We start from the raw sequence: 17402 nt of genomic DNA, 5'->3' as shown, positions 1-17402 counted from the left end.
TTGACAAGGGATACAAATATGGACGAAGAAATTCGCAAGAAAGCCCTCGAATATCACCGCTTTCCTAAGCCAGGTAAAATTCAGGTTATGCCAACCAAGGCATTATCTAGCCAACGTGATCTAGCACTGGCTTACTCACCTGGTGTTGCGGCTGCATGCGATGCCATCGTTGAAGACCCTAGCGAAGCTCGCAACCTGACCGCGCGCGGCAATTTAGTTGCGGTCATCACCAATGGCACTGCAGTACTTGGCTTGGGTGATATTGGCCCGTTAGCCAGCAAGCCGGTCATGGAAGGCAAAGGCGTTTTATTTAAAAAATTTGCCGGCATTGATGTTTTTGATATTGAAATTGAAGAAAAAGACCCTGTAAAGCTCGTTGAAATCATTGCATCATTAGAGCCAACTTTCGGTGGGATTAATTTAGAAGATATTAAAGCGCCTGAGTGCTTTTACGTAGAAAAAATGCTACGTGAACGGATGAATATCCCCGTTTTCCACGATGATCAGCACGGCACGGCCATTATTGTTGGCGCGGCAGTTAAAAACGGCCTGCGCTTAATTGGCAAGAAGATTTCAGACGTAAAGCTGGTCGCTTCAGGCGCTGGTGCAGCTGCGATTGCTTGTCTGGATCTACTGGTTTCACTCGGTGTGACACGTAGCAATGTGACGGTTTGCGATTCTAAAGGCGTGATCTATGTTGGACGCGGCCCCTTGGATGAAACCAAGCAGCGCTATGCCCAAACCACCGAAGCCCGCACCTTAAAAGAAGCGCTTGTTGGCGCAGATATTTTCTTAGGTCTGTCTGGCGCTGGCCTAGTGACGGGCGACATGATACAGCGGATGTCTGCTACACCGCTGATCTTGGCTTTAGCCAATCCTGACCCAGAAATCACCCCGCCTGATGCGCGCGCTGCGCGTAGCGATGCCATTGTGTGTACTGGCCGCTCAGATTATCCAAATCAAGTAAACAATGTACTTTGTTTCCCGTTTATTTTCCGTGGTGCACTCGATGTTGGCGCAACCACCATCAACGAAGAAATGAAGCACGCGGCCGTCAACGCCATTGCAGAACTCGCCCATGCGGAGCAATCTGATGTGGTAGCGGATGCTTACGGCGGGCAAAATCTGAGCTTTGGCCCAGATTATTTGATTCCAAAACCTTTCGACCCTCGCTTAATTATCAAAATTGCACCTGCGGTTGCCCGTGCAGCAATGGAATCTGGCGTGGCGACTCGCCCGATTGAAGATTGGAGCGTGTACATCGAAGAATTGACGCAGTTTGTTTATAAGTCTAACTTATTTATGCGTCCCGTATTTACTGCTGCGAAAAAAGCCAATAAACGAGTTATTTTCTGCGAAGGTGAAGACGAACGCGTCTTGCATGCGGTACAAGAAGTGGTAGATATGGGCGTTTGCCGCCCTATTATCATTGGACGGCCTGCAATTATTGAAAACCGTATTGAAAAACTCGGTTTACGTATCAAGGCTGGCGTTGATTTTGAGTTGTGCAATCAAGAAGACGACCCGCGCTATCGCGAATATTGGATGCAATATCACTCTATTATGGAGCGTCGCGGTGTTGCTGAAGAGTTAGCAAAAGCAGAAGTTCGCCGCAAAACCACACTGATTGGCGCTTTAATGCTCAAGCGTGGCGAAGCCGATGCAATGATTTGCGGTACTTACGGCCAATATCAACGCCATCACTGGTATGTTAGCAATGTTCTTGGCTTGCAAAGTGGCGCAAAAGTTACTGCGGCAATGAATGCCCTATTACTGCCTACCGGCAATGTATTCATTACTGACACCTACGTTAACCACGATCCAAACCCTGAAGAACTTGCTGAAATTACGATCATGGCGGCGGATACGGTGCGTAAATTTGGCATACAGCCTAAGGTGGCGCTCTTAAGCCACTCTAACTTTGGCAGTATGGATACGCCTTCGTCCCGTAAGATGCGTGCAACTTTAGCCATCTTGCGCGAGCGTGCGCCTGATTTAGAAGTGGACGGGGAAATGCACGGCGATGCGGCGCTTTCTGGCACTGTGCGCCAACAGGTTTTCCCAAACTCCACGCTTAAAGGTGAGGCGAATCTATTGATTATGCCTAATCTCGACTCCGCAAATATCTCTTTCAATTTGTTGAAAATGACTTGTGGGGATGGCGTGACGATTGGGCCGATGTTAATGGGTTTAGCCGCTCCGGTGCATATTCTCACACCAACGGCGTCGGTACGTCGTATCGTTAATATGGCAGCCTTAGCTGCGGTTGAAGCTGCGGCAAAAGACTAAACAACGCACGGTAATGTGGGGTGGGTGAGGTGTTTTTTGCCTTAGCCCCCCCTCTATCTAAGCGGCCCCGCATAAAGGAAACACAATGAGCGAATACAACCCAAACGATCCTTTTGCTTTGTTTTCCCAGTTTTTTAAACCTACCTCAGGGAACCCTTTTTCACCCCCCATGTCTATCGAAGAGATAGATAAAAAAATTGCAGAATGTCGTACCGTAGAGCAGTGGCTCTCTATGCAAGTGGGTATGCTGCAAATGACCGTCAAAGCCTTAGAAATACAAAAAGCAGGCATTACCGCTTTTAAACAAGGACTCGATCCCAAGGAACCATGATTTATTTTCGCTCCACCCGTATCCTTTGCCTTGCGGCATTTGTTGCGGGGCTTTTTACTGCCTGCGCAACGCCCGTTCCAGCCCCCACCACCGCGCCGGAACAAACCGTACCCACTACAACGACTAGCCCATATCAGCGCAATGATTGGCAGGCCTTGCCCAATTGGCCTGGTGATGATTTAGCCACCAGCTTTGCAACATGGCAAAAATCTTGCGCCAAACTTAAAAATGAACCTTGGCTTGGCTTATGCGAAGAAGCTAAAAACCTCCCCGCCTCTGCCGCGCTCGCTTTTATTGAATCCCGCTTTACGCCTTATCAATTAAGCAATCCAGATGGCAGTCAAACTGGCCTAATTACTGGTTATTACGAGCCAATTTATCCAGGCAGCTTGCTGCAGAGCACTCAAGCACGCTACCCCGTTTATGCCACCCCCAAAGACATGATTACGGTAGAGCTGGCCGAGCTTTATCCGGAGCTTAAAGGTAAGCGTTTACGTGGCCGTCTTGTCGGCAATAAATTACAGCCCTACTACAGCCGCGCTGACATTGTTCAAAAAAATATCGATGCACCAGTATTAGCATGGTTAGAAAGCTCAATGGATGTGCAGTTTTTACAAATTCAAGGCTCTGGCAGAGTGCGCCTTAGTGATAACAAAGAGCTGCGACTTGGTTACGCGGATCAAAATGGCCATCCTTACAAGCCCGTTGGCCGCTGGTTGGTTGAACAAGGCGAATTAAAAGCTGCTGATGTTTCAATGCAAACCATCAGAAGCTGGGCCGATAGCCATCCAAACCGCGTAGAAACCTTGCTCAATAGCAACCCCAGTTATGTTTTTTTCCGTATATTACCTGCCTCTAATGACGGGCCGATTGGCGCGCAAAATATCCCGCTAACAGCAGGCTTTAGCATTGCCGTGGATAAAAATACAATTCCGCTTGGAAGCATGGCTTTTATTGCCACCGATAGACCAGATAATGGCGGAGGAATACACCGCCTTGTTGCCGCCCAAGATACGGGCGGAGCGATTCGAGGCTCGGTACGTGCTGATTTCTTTTGGGGGACAGGAGATGCTGCGGGAGAATTAGCGGGGAAGATGAAGCAAAATGGGCAGCTTTGGCTCTTATGGCCTAAAGACCACCCTTTGCCTTTGTAAAATTAAATACCGGCTTTTATGTTGTATGCATTTCAACAACGTACCAACATTTAATTGACTAAGTAATTAAAAGTGGCAATCGAAACCTAGTGTTTGTTGGCGTTTCATTCTCTACTGCGTTGGCTACAGTTTTGGGGCTGAACAAGGCAAAAGACGTTCATGGTACGAGCACCATGAGCGTCTTTTAATGCCATACCGCCCCTAAAATACAGCCAACCCGAAGGGCTGAGCCGAGAAACGGCCATTCACTGCGTGATGCTCCTCGATAATAACCCGTTATTGCCTTCATGACATGCCTTGTGCCTAGCCGTTTTCCGGCTTGCCGCAATTGTAAATGAAACGTCAACAGACCCTAGTCCTTATATAGATTTATACTTTATGCCAAATGCGCATTATGGCGTAAATTAAAATTTTGTACGTATTCTTTCCAATTTCTTACGAACAATAAGGCAACGCAAAGCAAGACGGCATGATCTTTGTATCATCAACAATGGACAATCTAAACAAACCACCAAGGAGAAACAAAAAACCACCTTGCACATCTTGGCCAGCATTTAAATTTAAGCCTCAACTGCGCTTTTATAATTGAATAAAATCAAAACAAAAAAACGAACAACCGTTATAAGCTATGCTATAAATATCACAGGCACCTTGTCTCTACCCTAGGTGTTTTACTGTTATAAATTTACGTGAAACTTTTACCCTAGAAAGCAACAAGACATCCCAGATTAAACCCTTACAAAAACCGATGTTTTTTCGGTTTTTTTACCCACTTAGCTATAGAGTTGGTGCAATAAATGTAAGAGCCTTATACAATCTGAGCCAATCAATGAAAGCTAATCTCGCAAGAGATGCAATCTATGCAAACCTGATCGGCACTCCGACCTAAGGCCCTCAATTTGCCAAGTCTAAATAGCATTTGGTCTTTGTATTTTTTTATTGTAATAAAAAAATTAATATGCATTTATAAAGATAAATCTAAGCAACTCATTTTAATAAATGCACCAGCCCGCTGATCGCATGTATTTTTTGCGGCTTTAATTTAAAATTGCCATTTTTACGATATTTGAAGAGAGCAGCTTTGTTTCTCTTCTAATCGAATCATCGATAAGTAACCATTCTTAGAAATGGCCCTTCAAAAGGTATAAAGAAGTTTGAAAGACTTAAATCAAAAAAAACCACTCCCTCACCCTTCGGTTTTGTTTTATAGCCCAGATGAGGAGCGGCCAGAGCCAGAAGCTTGGCACACAATGCGCCAAACTGATGAGTCCGCCTTAGCAAAGAAGCTAGCACGCCAACAATTAAGACGTGCTGCTTGGGAAAAAATTAGCGTCAAAGCAAGGCAACTTGCAATTGATCCTGATGCTTTATATGAATGGGTAGTTGAAGAAGTCGCTCTTAAAGCGCAAACCACTCGATCACCATGGTCTGCGTTTTAATAAGACATCTTAATCGATACTGACCTCTTCATCGCCTTGTTGCAGCTGCCACATTCTGGCGTAATGGGCACCTAGCTCTAATAAATCGCGATGACGGCCTCGCTCAACGATTTCTCCTTGCTCCATAACAAGGATTTCATCGGCTTCCGCTATTGTAGATAAGCGATGGGCAACAATTAAAGTGGTGCGATTTGTAGAGATTTCTTTAAGCTCGGCTTGAATTGCTTTTTCAGTACGAGAATCAAGTGCAGAAGTGGCTTCATCAAAAATTAAAATAGGTGGGTTTTTAAGAATGGTGCGCGCAATTGCAACGCGCTGCTTTTCTCCGCCCGATAGTTTTAGACCGCGCTCACCGACCAAGGTATCAAAGCCCTCTGGCAGAGATTGAATAAACTCGTATATATGTGCAGACTTAGCCGCTTGAATCACTTCATTACGGTTAGCACTTGGCTGGCCATAGGCAATATTGTAATAAATACTGTCATTAAAGAGCACCGTATCTTGCGGCACAATTCCAATATGCGCACGCAAACTAATTTGATTAAGCTTGCGCACATCAACACCATTAATGCTTATCCCTCCTTGGCTCACGTCATAAAAACGATAAAGCAATCGGGATAGTGTTGATTTGCCTGCGCCAGAGCTACCAACTACGGCTACCGTTTTACCTGCGGGGATATCAAAACTCACAGCATGCAAAATCTGCCGATTAGATTCATAAGAGAAATCAACATGATCAAAACGAATAGACGCGGATTGCGTATTTAATATCTGTGCGGCTTCTATGTCTTTAACTTCGGCATTCTGGCCCATTAAATTAAACATTTTCTCCATGTCGGCCAAAGAATGTTTGATTTCACGATATACAAAGCCAAGAAAATTAAGTGGCGCGTAGAGCTGCAATAAAAAAGCATTCACTAAGACTAAATCACCCAGCGTCATCGTACCTTTTACTACACCATCTGCGGCCAAGCCCACCAATAATGTGACGCCCAGCGCAATAATAATCGCTTGCCCTGCATTTAAAAACGACAATGAAACTTGGTTTTTAACGGCCGCGGTTTCCCATACTTTTAGGCTAGCATTGTAACGATCGGCCTCCCAGCGCTCATTATTAAAGTACTTCACTGTTTCATAATTTAACAAGCTATCTACTGCACGCGTATTGGCCTTTGAATCCATATCATTCATGGTGCGGCGGAAATGCATACGCCATTCAGTCATGCCAAGGGTAAATACAATATATAAAACAATGGTGCCAAAGGTAATCACCGAAAACCAAACATCGTATTTTTTTAATAAAATAGCTGCCACTAGAAAAATTTCGACCAGCGTTGGCAAAATATTAAAGAGGGTGAAATTCAGTAAAAAAGAAATCCCTTTCGTGCCGCGGTCAATATCACGGCTCATTCCGCCTGTTTGGCGCTCTAGATGAAAACGTAAACTTAAACGGTGCAAATGCTCAAATACCTGCATCGCCACTTTACGAATAGCGCCTTGCGTGACTTTAGCAAACACCGCATCGCGCATTTCACCCAATACTGAGGCGCAAAGCCGCAATGCGCCATAACTAAGCACAAGACTCAACGGCAAAACCAGTGGCGCATGTTTAGGATCTAAACCATCCACAATCTCTTTTAATACCAAGGGAATAGAGACATTGGCAAATTTGGCAAAAATCAACAGTGATAAAGCCAAAATAACCCGAGTTTTATATTGCCAAAGATAGGGCAAAAGAGTGGACAGTGTTTGCCAATCATTTCGACGAGTTTGCGTCATGTGATTCCAAATAAATGAGGGCGTTGATATGACTCAACGCCCAAAATAAACAAGCAAAGTGGTATGTCAGCCCATTTGCTCCCTGTTATCGTCGCAGCCGTTAATGCAATATGCGCGGCATGGCCAGCACAAACGAGGGGATTTCTGCATCAAACTGATTACCATCTGCAGCTTGCATCCGGTAATTACCCTGCATCGAGCCTACAGGTGTTGCAATGCTGGCGCTGCTCATATATTCAAAATGCTGACCTGGCTCTAACACCGGCTGCTCGCCAACGACTCCGTCACCTTGCACTTCTTGTATGCGATCCTCCATATCGGTAATCACCCAGTGCCGGCTCAATAACTGAGCTGCGGCGGTGCCGGTGTTCGTAATCGTAATACGGTAGGCAAAGGCATAACGGTCTGCCACCTCATCCGATTGCTCTGGAAGATAAAATGCTTCGGCGTGAACCAACACGCTATAAACAGGAGAATCACTCATTCTTTACGGTTCTTGTGGTCATTGATGAAGAGAATATTACCAAGCTCAAGGCTACAGAGGTAAGGTATCCGTTAAAATGAGTGATATACCCTGAAATGGAGCTTGTTATGACAGATTTTCGTATTGCACCAAGCATTCTTGCTGCTGACTTCGCACGCTTGGGCGAAGAAGTTAAAAATGTGATCGCTGCTGGCGCAGATATGATTCACTTTGATGTAATGGATAACCATTATGTCCCCAATCTTTCAATGGGCCCAATGTTTTGTGAGGCCATTCGCCCTTACACCACCGCGCCAATTGATGTACACCTTATGGTTAAACCCGTTGACCGCATCATTCCTGATTTTGCCAAGGCGGGCGCAAACATCATCACCTTTCACCCCGAAGCCTCTGAACATATTGATCGCTCACTCGGCCTTATTAAAGAACACGGCTGTAAGGCAGGCTTAGTGTTTAATCCTGCAACACCCCTTCATTATTTAGATTATGTTCTGGATAAAATCGACATGATTTTATTAATGTCAGTCAATCCAGGCTATGGCGGACAAAGCTTTATCCCCGGTGTTTTAGCTAAGGCTAAAGCAGCACGTGCACGTATTGATACCTATACGGCACAAACAGGACGTGAAATTTGGCTAGAAATAGATGGCGGCGTAAATACAGCCAATATTGCTGAAATTGCGGCGGCAGGTATAGATACATTTGTGGCGGGCTCCGCTATTTTTGGCAAGCCTGATTACAAAGCGGTTATCGATCAAATGCGTGCCGAGCTTGCTAAATAATGCAATTACTCCATAACCCCCGCTGCTCTAAAAGCCGAGAAGCCCTTACTGCACTGACGGCAAAAGGCTTGCAGCCAGAAATCATTGATTACCTTAAGACGCCGCTTGATGAAGAGCAGATTCGCCAGTTATTAAACCAGTTAAACATCAGCGCACTGGCTTTGGTTCGCAGCAAAGAAACCCTGTGGCAAGAGCAGTACGCCGCACAGGCGCTAGACGATACCGCAATCATTGCGTTGCTGGCCGAGCACCCAACGCTGATTGAGCGCCCTATTCTTATCTATCAAGGCCGTGCTGCAATTGGTCGGCCCCTAGAAAATATTTTCACGCTATTGGACACACCCGTATGAGTATCAGAGTCTTTGCATTTGATTTAGATGGTACCTTAGCCGATTCGATCCCCGATCTTGCCCACGCCGCCAACGCCGCCCGTCGCGATGCCGGTCTTGCAACGCTGGATGTAGCGTTAATTGAGAGTTTTGTGGGCGATGGCACAGAAAGTCTCGTCGCCCGCGCCATGGCTGCAGATATGGCCGCCAACTTCACGGGCAGCGAAGCACAAAAAGAAGCGCTTGCTCGTTTTGATCTGCATTATCAAGCAGGACTAACGCTTAAAACCAAGCTCTACCCTAGCGTTGCAAATACCTTGAACGAATTGCACGATTGCGGCTATCGTCTGGCCATTGTCACCAACAAACCTGAGCGCTTTACACTACCGTTATTAAAAGAGCTGGGCATTGATCAGGTATTTGAAGTTATCGTCAGTGGTGATTCATTAGCGACCCGCAAACCGAATGCCGAACCTTTACTGCATGTGATGCAACAAATGGGCGTAAGTGCTGCTGAGCTATTGATGGTGGGCGATTCTAAAAACGACATTCTGGCTGCACGCGCAGCCGGATGTAAAGTGGCTTTTGTCCGCTATGGCTATGGGGTTGCTATCAATATGCCTGACGCAGACGTCACCATTGGCCGTTTTGATGAATTATTGAATTGGCTAGAAGCACAAGATTAAATCTATTAAATATCAAATGCAGCACCCAAGAAAAAACCCGCCAATGGCGGGTTTTTCAGCACAAGTTAAATTCGACGATATTCAACGTAGGCAAATTCAATGCCTTTAGCGCTTAGCTGAGGCTGCCGCGATACCTCTTGCCATTCTGCTTTATTAAACTCAGGAAAATAAGCATCTCCAACGGGGCTTAATGCCACCTCTGTTAAATAAAGCACATTGGCTAAAGTTAAAGCGCGGGTATAGATTTCACCCCCGCCAATAATAAACAGTTTTTCATACCCCTCTGCGGCTACTAAGGTGTCTTCAATACTGATATAAGCCGTTGCACCAGCTGCTTGCCACTCTGGGCTACGTGTCAGCACCCAATGCGGGCGTCCTGGCAAAAGCCCAGGCAAAGACTCAAATGTTTTACGCCCCATCAGCATGGGCGAGCCCATCGTCAGCGCTTTAAAGTTTTTTAGATCTTCAGGCAAAGACCAAGGCAGCCGGTTTTCTATCCCGATAACCCCATTTTTCGCAACCGCAGCAATAATTGCTATATCCATCTTTATTCTTTATTCCATCTTCATTTCAAAAGCAGCCAAGAACGCGGCCTTGCTTGCCGATCCGCACTGGTCAGAATGCTTTTGAAATCAAACCGCGATTGGGGCTTTAATAGCCGGATAAGGGTCGTAAGCTTCCAAGGTAAAATCTTCAAGTTCAAAATCAAAAATATCTTTTTTCGCTGGGTTGAGCTTCATAATGGGCAAGGCACGGGGCGAGCGGGAAAGCTGCTCTTTGACTTGATCAAAGTGATTGCTGTAGATGTGGCAATCACCCCCTGTCCAGACAAAATCACCCACTTGCAGATCACACGTTTGCGCCAACATCATCACCAGCATGGCGTAAGAAGCAATATTAAATGGCACACCCAAGAAAATATCGGCGCTACGCTGATAGAGCTGACACGATAGCTTACCGCGCTGATCCGCGTCCCCAGCTTGCGCAGGCGCTACGTAAAATTGAAAGAAAGCATGGCAAGGTGGCAACGCCATTTTATCCAGCTCACCCACATTCCATGCCGATACAATAATTCGGCGGGAATCTGGGTTGGTTTTTAACTGCCGAACGACTTCGCTTATTTGATCGATATGACGGCCATCAGCGGTTGGCCAACTACGCCACTGAGAGCCATAGATAGGCCCCAATTCACCATCGGCAGCCGCCCATTCGTTCCAAATCTTTACGCCGCGCTCTTGCAGCCAATTCACATTTGTTTCGCCACGTAAAAACCACAGCAATTCGTACGTAATCGATTTTAAATGCGTTTTTTTGGTTGTGACGAGTGGAAAGCCATCGGCTAAATTAAAGCGCATTTGATAGCCAAAGACGCTAACCGTACCGGTACCCGTACGGTCTTCTTTCCTGACTCCGTGGTCTAAAACATGCTGCAAGAGGTCCAAATATTGATGCATAAAAAGGGACCCGATTCTGACTTAAATCGGCATTTTAATCAGGCAATCAGCCAACGTCTAGGCAATAAATTATTTTTTACGCTATCGACGCAGAAGAAGGCAGTTCAAGCACAAAGGTCGCCCCACTCCCAAACTGACTACGACCATGCATTACTTCAACCAAGCGCTTCACAATCGTATTTTGACGCATTAGATAGTAGATTATCCAGCACTTGCCACAACACTTGCCGGTCTGCCCATACGGGCTCATTGCAAGTCACCAATAAACAAACCTGCTGCTTAGCCGAAAGACGCTCTTCCCAACTGGATAACAACTCTTGCAATAAAGTTAAACAAAGCGACTCCATATGAATCTGCACAGAGCCACTTTTTAATGCTTCGTGATCTAATAAATTACTCAAAATGCACTGAGTACGATCTGCAAGCAAGCTAATACCAGCCAATCGATCCAACATCCGCTCTCTAGGCCATTCATCCAAACGAGTAGCAATCAAATGCGCCATCCCTTGAATACTTGGCGCATAAACGTGGGCGTTTGTGGAATATCGGGCAAGATTGCAATGGTTGCTTTGCGCTCGGAATCATCTTTTTGCACGCAAACACGCCACATTCCATCTTTATCTTGCGCAATCAGGGAATGAAATGCAGGGGCAGGATCAGTCTCATCAAGCAATACATTGCGGCGCAAAAATTCATCGCGCACAATTTTAGTATTTGCTTATGCCTATTCAAATAACTCACTTTCTAATTGGCTACGCGCCGAAATATATTGCGCTAAATTAGCGAGCGCTTCTTCTTGGAAGTTAACGTAGCTCCAGTAATAGCTTAATGTCGACAGTAGTGCGCCAGCGAACACAATACGCATCGCCATATTACGTAAAACGCGGCGAAAAAGACTATTACGGGGTCGTTGTAAGGTATCGATGGGGAGAAGGTACCGCAAGCAAATACCAAGTAAAACACCTAGAAACTAGGCATTTCGGTGTCTAGTGCCTGATAGATCACGTCAGTAATTTCTAGTTCTTCGATTCCGGCGGGAGTGCGCAAGAGCACGGCATCGCCTTCACGAGCCTTAATCAACGCCCTAGCAACGGGGGATGTCCAGCTAATATAGTGACGCTTCATATCAGTTTCATCCACACCTACAATCGCCACCGTCTCGCTCCTGCCATCTTCTCTTAAGTAGCTCACCGTAGCGCTAAAAAAGATTTGATCAGTCGCTTCGCGCAGCTCTGGGTCAATGACTTCTGCTAACTCAAGACGTTTGGTTAAAAAACGAATGCGTCGGTCAATTTCACGCAATCGCCTTTTACCATAGATATAGTCACCGTTTTCTGAGCGATCGCCATTAGAGGCGGCCCAGTTGATCAGTAGCGTTAATTCGGGGCGCTCTTTTTGCACCAGCTGAGCAAATTCTGCCTTCATTTTACGCCAGCCACCGGGGGTCATATAATTTTTACTACCAGCGGGCACACGTAGCTCGCTAGGCAGCTCATCATCATAGGTTTCGGTTTCCCGAATAAACGCTTTACTCATGAGGCTTACTCGTCAGCTTGGCGGCCGTTGATTTTCAGGCCAGCCCAACGCATTACACCTAAGATTTCTAACTCGGTTAGTTCGTGAAAATGACCACGGCGTAAACGACCAGGCAGAGTCATTGCACCAAAGCGTACGCGAATCAAACGGCTAACAATCAAACCAAAATGCTCGAACATCCGACGCACTTCACGGTTACGGCCCTCTTTAAGCACAACGTGATACCAGTGATTAAAGCCCTCGCCACCACGGCGCTGTAGGCTGGCAAAATGGGCCGTGCCATCTTCTAATTCGATACCTTTGAGCATTTCATTGATTTGCTCTTGTGTCAGCTCACCAAATACACGTACTGCGTACTCACGCTCTACTTCAAAGCTAGGGTGCATCATGCGGTTGGCCAGTTCACCCGATGTAGTAAACAGTAACAGACCACTGGTGTTGTAATCTAAACGGCCAACTGCAACCCATTTGCTAGATTTTAAACGTGGCAGGCGATCAAACACGGTAACACGGCCTTCAGGGTCATCACGGCTCACCAACTCGCCTTCTTGCTTATGATACATCACGATACGCGGCAAGCGATCTGGCCATTTCAATACAACTTTTTTGCCATCAAAGCGAACATCGTCACCCAAGCTAACCTTGCTACCCAAAGCGGCAATTTTACCATTTACCGATACTTTGCCTGCTGCAATCGCGTCTTCCATAGCACGGCGTGAGCCATAGCCGGTAAAGGCCAGCGCTTTTTGCAGACGCTCGGCTGGGATTTCTGTGGTGGCAACGCGGCGTTCACGTAATTCTTTTTGCATTTGCAGCTCTTTAACCGAGCCTTGGCGCAATTGCATACGGCGAGCACGGCTCACCGTTTTGTATTTGATTTTTCGGGTTTCGTCTTCAATACCAACGGCGGCATTGGCAGCTGCAACGGCCTTGTGCGCTTCAAAAGTTGGGCGTTCAGCTTTGCCGCCCTGCGGGTTTGGTTTAGAGCGTGGGGTACGCAGCCCTCTGGATTCATAAGCGGACGCTGGCAAATCCGCACCACGGCCACTTCGGCCACCACGTGTTTGCTGAGCAACTGGCGCAGCAGCCGGACGACCACGCCCTTGTGCTGGTGACGCAGCAGGAGTGCCCACTGCAACATTGCGGCCTCGGCCAGCGACTGGCGCACTTGCACTTGGCGCATTGCGCCCACGGCCGGCTGTGGGCTTTGCACTGGTTACAGCTGCTTTGCCAAAGGCGGGATTGCGGGTTGAGTATTCATCTCCGGCGGGCTTGCCACCCGTACGCTTACCCACACCTGCGGACTGCGCGGTGCGCTCGCTGGCCTTACGCTCTGCAATAGCCGGCTGGGGGCGACGTGATCGGGTGGTTTTCATGTGCGTTTCTTTCCAAAAAAACAGAGGATTATAACCTGAATATGCGTGCTACAGGATATTCATCCCTCGGAATAACAACGCCGCCGATAAACTCTCGGCGGCGGCAAGCTTTTCTGCAGCTGGCTATTGACGTTTGTTTCATCACAATGATGAAACAAACATTAACGACACTGCACTGTTACAGCATAGAAAAAAAAGCAACGCAGCCCAAGCTGGTTAAACCCAAGTTGAAAACTTGATTTTCTAAGCTTTGTCCTTCACCCAATTGTGTGCTGCGTAAAATTTCATGCATCACTTCCACTTCTTTATACCATTTCAGAATACGGGTATTCGCATTTAAAAAAACTTCAATTTCAGATTTTAGTACATGCTCACCAATGACATGCAAAGCCCCAACATTATCTCCTCTGAGCTGCAAAGCAGGAGGAACTGTGACGCCTATCAATCCCAATTGGCCTTGCAAGTCTGAACCGAAACGCTTTAACTCCGCCGAAGCCTTCGTATTTAACTCCGTTAAAGAGAACCCTTCATTAGGCGCTCCATCCGATAAAAGAGATGCAATCTCCAGTAAAGTACTGCCCTGGTTATCACGCCCCGCCACTGTAAGATCAGACACCGTATTCACAGCCACTCCCTCTTAGGAAAAGCATATTTGCTTATGGATTTATACTAGCAAACAGCCTTACATTCCAAATGGTAAAATTTACATTATTTCGAGTTTTTTGCTTAAAACTTAAAAATTTAAGTATTTAATGCTAATTTTCACCCATTAACACTGCTTTTTAGTGGGATAAACACAAACATGGAGCATGGATGATTCAATTATAGGGGGCGCTTTGCAAAAGCCAAAGTATTTTGCGCATGATTCTTAGTACAGTATCAGAGGCTATCCTCCCCCTCTGCAAAGCCATTGCACCCCCAAAAAAACTCAAAGATATAGATCAAACCAGCTTAGAGCAGAGCGCAGAGGCGATACAATAAATCATGCGCTTCTCGTGGGTTTAAAGCATCTGGATCGACCTCTGCCAACGCATCTAACAAAGGATGCGAATCAGGCTCGATCCGCGCGGCAGCGGCGGATGCAAACAAATCCCCCTGCATGCCGCCTTGTACGCTATTGGATTCAAGCTCGAGTAATTTTTTCCTTGCCGCTCTCACCACATCCTTAGGCACACCAGCCAACTGCGCCACGGCCACACCATAACTTTGTGATGCAGGGCCTTCCTGTACGGTGTGCAAAAACACAATCTTATCTTTGTGCTCAACGGCATCTAAATGCACATTAGCCACTACTGGATAATCTTGTGCCAAACGCGTTAGCTCAAAGTAATGCGTGGCAAACAAGGTATAGGCACGGTTTTTCTCGATAAGGGATTTCGCAATTGACCACGCCAAGGCCAAACCATCAAAGGTGGACGTCCCCCTCCCCACTTCGTCCATCAAAACTAAGGAGTGCTCCGAGGCATTGTTTAAAATATTGGCGGTTTCGGTCATTTCCACCATAAAGGTTGAGCGCCCACCCGCCAAATCATCCGATGCCCCAATACGGGTAAAGATGCGATCAAGTTTGCCGATGACAGCACTTTGTGCCGGAACAAAGCTCCCCACATGGGCCAGCAATACAATCAAGGCCACTTGACGCATATAAGTTGATTTACCGCCCATATTTGGCCCAGTAATCAGCAGCAATTTTCGCACCACAGAAAAATCGACATCGTTGGGGATAAAGTCATCAATCTGCGCCTCAACCACCGGATGGCGGCCAGCCTCGATATGCAAGAGCTGACCATCCACAAATTGCGGCGCGATATAGTTGCCGCGCTCGGCCGTATCGCTCAGGCTTGCCAACACATCCACCGTCGCCAAACCTTGTGCCGCCAAACGTAAAGCACCTAGATAAGGCTGCAAGCGTTGCAACAAATCTTCATACAGGGATTTCTCTAATGCCAAAGAGCGCTCTTGTGCACTCAGGGCCTTATCTTCAAATAACTTGAGCTCAGGCGTGATATAGCGCTCGGCATTCTTCATGGTTTGGCGGCGGCGATAATCATCCGGTACTGCGCCCGCGTAAGAATTAGTAATTTCAATAAAGTAACCCGCCACGCGGTTGTACTCTACCTTTAGCGTTGGGATGCCCGTGCGCTCACGCTCACGCGCCTCTAGTGCCAACAAGAATTCCCCGCCATGCGTTTGAATGGCGCGTAATTCATCGAGTTCGGCGCTATAACCATCGGCAATCACCCCTCCTTCACGCAGCACCACGGATGGCTCAGTTTTAATGCTGGCACTCAGCAACTCAAGAATCTGAGCATCTGGCGTAAGCGCCTTAGCCAATGCCGCAAAGAACTCATCTTCTGGCAACACCTGCAGCAAGGCAGGCAAGCCCGCCAAGCTATCCCGCAAGCTAGATAAATCACGTGGCCTCGCGCTGGCTAAGGCGATACGGGCCGTAATGCGTTCTACATCGCTGATGCAATCAAGCGCCGTGTGGATAGACGTAAATAGCCCCGTCGCCAACAAGGCGACAATAGCATTTTGGCGTTGTAAAATTTTCGGCTGAGAGCGCAGAGGATGATGCAGCCAGTGACGCAGCAAACGCGAGCCCATGCCCGTTGCGCAGTGATCTAGCAAAGAGAATAGCGTTGGGGAGGTTTCACCTCGAATCGTTTCGGTGATTTCTAAATTACGCCGCGTTGCCGCGTCTAGCTCAATATACTGGCTTTGCAATTCACATCGCAGCCCAGCCAATACCGGCAATGCGCCACCTTGCGTACTACGCACGTACTCAAGCAAGGCACCTGCGGAGCCTAGGGCCAACATACCGTCTACCACACCAAAACCAGATAAATCATGGGTCTCAAAATGGCGGCTTAAATTGCGTACGGCGCTAGCCACTTCAAACTGCCAAGGCGGTAGTTTTCTGATGACGGCAGAGCCATTTTGAAAGTGGTCAAACATCGCCAACCCTGCATCATCACTGACTAAAATCTCAGCGGGGCGTAAGCGCTCTATCTCTGAAGCGAGCTTTTCTGGTGTGCTATCCATCAGGGCAAAATCACCCGAAGCGAGTGACAACCAAGCCATACCCATCTTGCCGCGCACAAAATTCAGCGCCAACAAGCGATTCTCTACCTTTACATCCATCAAGGCAGTATCGGTCAGCGTACCTGGGGTAACGATACGCATGACCTTGCGATCAACCGGCCCTTTCCCTGTTACCTCACCAACCTGCTCGCAGATTGCTACCGATTCGCCCATTTTCACCAGTCGGGCTAAATATTGCTCGGCAGCATGATAAGGCACACCCGCCATCCGAATCGGCTCGCCAGCTGTTGAACCGCGAGTGGTCAGCGTAATATCCAGCAGCTTTGCCGCGCGTATCGCATCGTCAAAAAACAACTCATAGAAATCACCCATACGATAAAACAGCAGTTTATCGGGGTGATCGCTCTTTAAACGCAGGTATTGCTGCATAAATGGCGTGTGAGTTGGCTTGGCGCTCTTGGCCTCACTCTTCTTGTTTGAATTTTCCGCCATTTTTTTACTCCTTAACCATTAATTTATTTTCATTTAAACCAAAGTAAATCTTAGGCCGATCAAGGCACTAAACACTGGCGCGACTCTATCTTGGCCGTGACCCACCATAACGCCATAAAGGGGTGGGCTCGACAACGATCGCATCCTAAATCAGCTTCAAGCTTGGTCTAACCCACCCTACAGCAGATAAAAAAAGCGCCATCGAAGATGACGCTTTTTAAAGAGG

Annotated in this window: 18 protein-coding genes; 7 read left to right on the top strand and 11 right to left on the bottom strand. The window is 47.2% G+C overall.

Annotated features, from left to right (window positions below; genetic code table 11):
- The first annotated feature begins 18 nt into the window (after nt 1–18).
- The 4 genes from C1H71_RS18165 to C1H71_RS18150 all read left to right on the top strand — a co-directional run bounded on the left by C1H71_RS18165 (nt 19) and on the right by C1H71_RS18150 (nt 5213).
- Nucleotides 19–2289, top strand: coding sequence for an NADP-dependent malic enzyme (locus tag C1H71_RS18165; protein WP_130107824.1), 2271 nt, complete (start codon nt 19–21; stop codon nt 2287–2289).
- Nucleotides 2290–2374: 85 nt separating this feature from the next.
- Nucleotides 2375–2620, top strand: coding sequence for a PhaM family polyhydroxyalkanoate granule multifunctional regulatory protein (locus tag C1H71_RS18160; protein WP_130107823.1), 246 nt, complete (start codon nt 2375–2377; stop codon nt 2618–2620).
- Nucleotides 2617–3774 (top strand): murein transglycosylase A, encoded by a 1158-nt coding sequence (gene mltA / locus C1H71_RS18155; protein WP_130107822.1) that lies wholly within the window; start codon nt 2617–2619, stop codon nt 3772–3774. Before C1H71_RS18160 ends, mltA begins: the two co-directional genes overlap by 4 nt.
- Before the next feature lie 1154 nt (nt 3775–4928).
- Nucleotides 4929–5213 (top strand): hypothetical protein, encoded by a 285-nt coding sequence (locus C1H71_RS18150; protein WP_130107821.1) that lies wholly within the window; start codon nt 4929–4931, stop codon nt 5211–5213.
- Nucleotides 5214–5222: 9 nt separating this feature from the next.
- On the opposite strand, the gene C1H71_RS18145 is transcribed toward C1H71_RS18150, so the two are convergent.
- Both C1H71_RS18145 and apaG read right to left on the bottom strand, forming a co-directional pair.
- The gene (locus C1H71_RS18145; RefSeq protein WP_130107820.1) at nt 5223–6992 is read right to left on the bottom strand and encodes an ABCB family ABC transporter ATP-binding protein/permease; all 1770 of its coding nucleotides are present in this window, start codon (nt 6990–6992) and stop codon (nt 5223–5225) included.
- 100 nt (nt 6993–7092) lie between these two features.
- Nucleotides 7093–7476, bottom strand: coding sequence for a Co2+/Mg2+ efflux protein ApaG (gene apaG, locus C1H71_RS18140; protein ID WP_130107819.1), 384 nt, complete (start codon nt 7474–7476; stop codon nt 7093–7095).
- Between the two features lie 107 nt (nt 7477–7583).
- Here apaG and rpe point away from each other — a divergent pair, with 107 nt between their 5' ends.
- The 3 genes from rpe to C1H71_RS18125 are packed head-to-tail and all read left to right on the top strand — an operon-like array spanning nt 7584 to nt 9273.
- A complete protein-coding gene (gene rpe / locus C1H71_RS18135) occupies nt 7584–8258 on the top strand; it encodes a ribulose-phosphate 3-epimerase (RefSeq protein WP_130107818.1) in 675 nt (224 codons plus the stop codon).
- Nucleotides 8258–8608, top strand: coding sequence for an arsenate reductase (glutaredoxin) (arsC, locus tag C1H71_RS18130; RefSeq protein WP_130107817.1), 351 nt, complete (start codon nt 8258–8260; stop codon nt 8606–8608). Before rpe ends, arsC begins: the two co-directional genes overlap by 1 nt.
- Nucleotides 8605–9273: a phosphoglycolate phosphatase gene (locus C1H71_RS18125; protein WP_130107816.1), complete on the top strand. Its 669-nt coding sequence runs from the start codon at nt 8605–8607 to the stop codon at nt 9271–9273. Before arsC ends, C1H71_RS18125 begins: the two co-directional genes overlap by 4 nt.
- A 65-nt stretch (nt 9274–9338) precedes the next feature.
- On the opposite strand, the gene C1H71_RS18120 is transcribed toward C1H71_RS18125, so the two are convergent.
- The 9 genes from C1H71_RS18120 to mutS form a co-directional block, all read right to left on the bottom strand.
- Nucleotides 9339–9818 (bottom strand): dihydrofolate reductase, encoded by a 480-nt coding sequence (locus C1H71_RS18120; RefSeq protein WP_130107815.1) that lies wholly within the window; start codon nt 9816–9818, stop codon nt 9339–9341.
- Between the two features lie 87 nt (nt 9819–9905).
- Complete coding sequence (locus C1H71_RS18115; RefSeq protein WP_130107814.1) at nt 9906–10727, bottom strand: thymidylate synthase; 822 nt, start codon at nt 10725–10727, stop codon at nt 9906–9908.
- 155 nt (nt 10728–10882) lie between these two features.
- Nucleotides 10883–11221 carry a HAMP domain-containing histidine kinase gene (locus C1H71_RS18110; protein ID WP_130107813.1) on the bottom strand — a complete coding sequence of 113 codons (339 nt, stop codon included), beginning with the start codon at nt 11219–11221 and terminating at the stop codon, nt 10883–10885.
- Nucleotides 11218–11430, bottom strand: coding sequence for a hypothetical protein (locus tag C1H71_RS18105; RefSeq protein ID WP_130107812.1), 213 nt, complete (start codon nt 11428–11430; stop codon nt 11218–11220). The genes C1H71_RS18110 and C1H71_RS18105 overlap by 4 nt, the downstream gene beginning before the upstream one ends.
- A gap of 21 nt (nt 11431–11451) precedes the next feature.
- Complete coding sequence (locus C1H71_RS18100) at nt 11452–11670, bottom strand: hypothetical protein (RefSeq protein WP_130107811.1); 219 nt, start codon at nt 11668–11670, stop codon at nt 11452–11454.
- A gap of 20 nt (nt 11671–11690) precedes the next feature.
- On the bottom strand, nt 11691–12263 hold the full coding sequence (greB, locus tag C1H71_RS18095) for a transcription elongation factor GreB (RefSeq protein ID WP_130107810.1): 573 nt from the start codon (nt 12261–12263) through the stop codon (nt 11691–11693).
- Nucleotides 12264–12268: 5 nt separating this feature from the next.
- Nucleotides 12269–13639, bottom strand: coding sequence for a 23S rRNA pseudouridine(2605) synthase RluB (gene rluB, locus C1H71_RS18090; RefSeq protein WP_130107809.1), 1371 nt, complete (start codon nt 13637–13639; stop codon nt 12269–12271).
- Nucleotides 13640–13817: 178 nt separating this feature from the next.
- Complete coding sequence (locus C1H71_RS18085) at nt 13818–14264, bottom strand: hypothetical protein (RefSeq protein ID WP_130107808.1); 447 nt, start codon at nt 14262–14264, stop codon at nt 13818–13820.
- Between the two features lie 326 nt (nt 14265–14590).
- Nucleotides 14591–17176, bottom strand: coding sequence for a DNA mismatch repair protein MutS (gene mutS / locus C1H71_RS18080; RefSeq protein ID WP_223145919.1), 2586 nt, complete (start codon nt 17174–17176; stop codon nt 14591–14593).
- Nucleotides 17177–17402 lie beyond the last annotated feature (226 nt).

The organism is Iodobacter fluviatilis (assembly GCF_004194535.1).
In the GTDB taxonomy this organism is placed as follows: domain Bacteria; phylum Pseudomonadota; class Gammaproteobacteria; order Burkholderiales; family Chitinibacteraceae; genus Iodobacter; species Iodobacter fluviatilis_A.
Note: the sequence above shows the minus strand (reverse complement) of the source record. Positions and strands in the feature narration are given on the sequence as shown.

Excerpts from the sequence above, each read along its gene's own strand:
- greB (WP_130107810.1), bottom strand. The coding sequence starts at position 12,263 with ATGAGTAAAGCGTTTATTCGGGAAACCGAAACCTATGATGATGAGCTG.
- rpe (WP_130107818.1), top strand. The coding sequence starts at position 7,584 with ATGACAGATTTTCGTATTGCACCAAGCATTCTTGCTGCTGACTTCGCA.
- C1H71_RS18125 (WP_130107816.1), top strand. The coding sequence starts at position 8,605 with ATGAGTATCAGAGTCTTTGCATTTGATTTAGATGGTACCTTAGCCGAT.
- C1H71_RS18160 (WP_130107823.1), top strand. The coding sequence starts at position 2,375 with ATGAGCGAATACAACCCAAACGATCCTTTTGCTTTGTTTTCCCAGTTT.
- arsC (WP_130107817.1), top strand. The coding sequence starts at position 8,258 with ATGCAATTACTCCATAACCCCCGCTGCTCTAAAAGCCGAGAAGCCCTT.
- mutS (WP_223145919.1), bottom strand. The coding sequence starts at position 17,176 with ATGGCGGAAAATTCAAACAAGAAGAGTGAGGCCAAGAGCGCCAAGCCA.
- C1H71_RS18115 (WP_130107814.1), bottom strand. The coding sequence starts at position 10,727 with ATGCATCAATATTTGGACCTCTTGCAGCATGTTTTAGACCACGGAGTC.
- C1H71_RS18120 (WP_130107815.1), bottom strand. The coding sequence starts at position 9,818 with ATGGATATAGCAATTATTGCTGCGGTTGCGAAAAATGGGGTTATCGGG.
- apaG (WP_130107819.1), bottom strand. The coding sequence starts at position 7,476 with ATGAGTGATTCTCCTGTTTATAGCGTGTTGGTTCACGCCGAAGCATTT.
- C1H71_RS18145 (WP_130107820.1), bottom strand. The coding sequence starts at position 6,992 with ATGACGCAAACTCGTCGAAATGATTGGCAAACACTGTCCACTCTTTTG.
- mltA (WP_130107822.1), top strand. The coding sequence starts at position 2,617 with ATGATTTATTTTCGCTCCACCCGTATCCTTTGCCTTGCGGCATTTGTT.
- C1H71_RS18165 (WP_130107824.1), top strand. The coding sequence starts at position 19 with ATGGACGAAGAAATTCGCAAGAAAGCCCTCGAATATCACCGCTTTCCT.
- rluB (WP_130107809.1), bottom strand. The coding sequence starts at position 13,639 with ATGAAAACCACCCGATCACGTCGCCCCCAGCCGGCTATTGCAGAGCGT.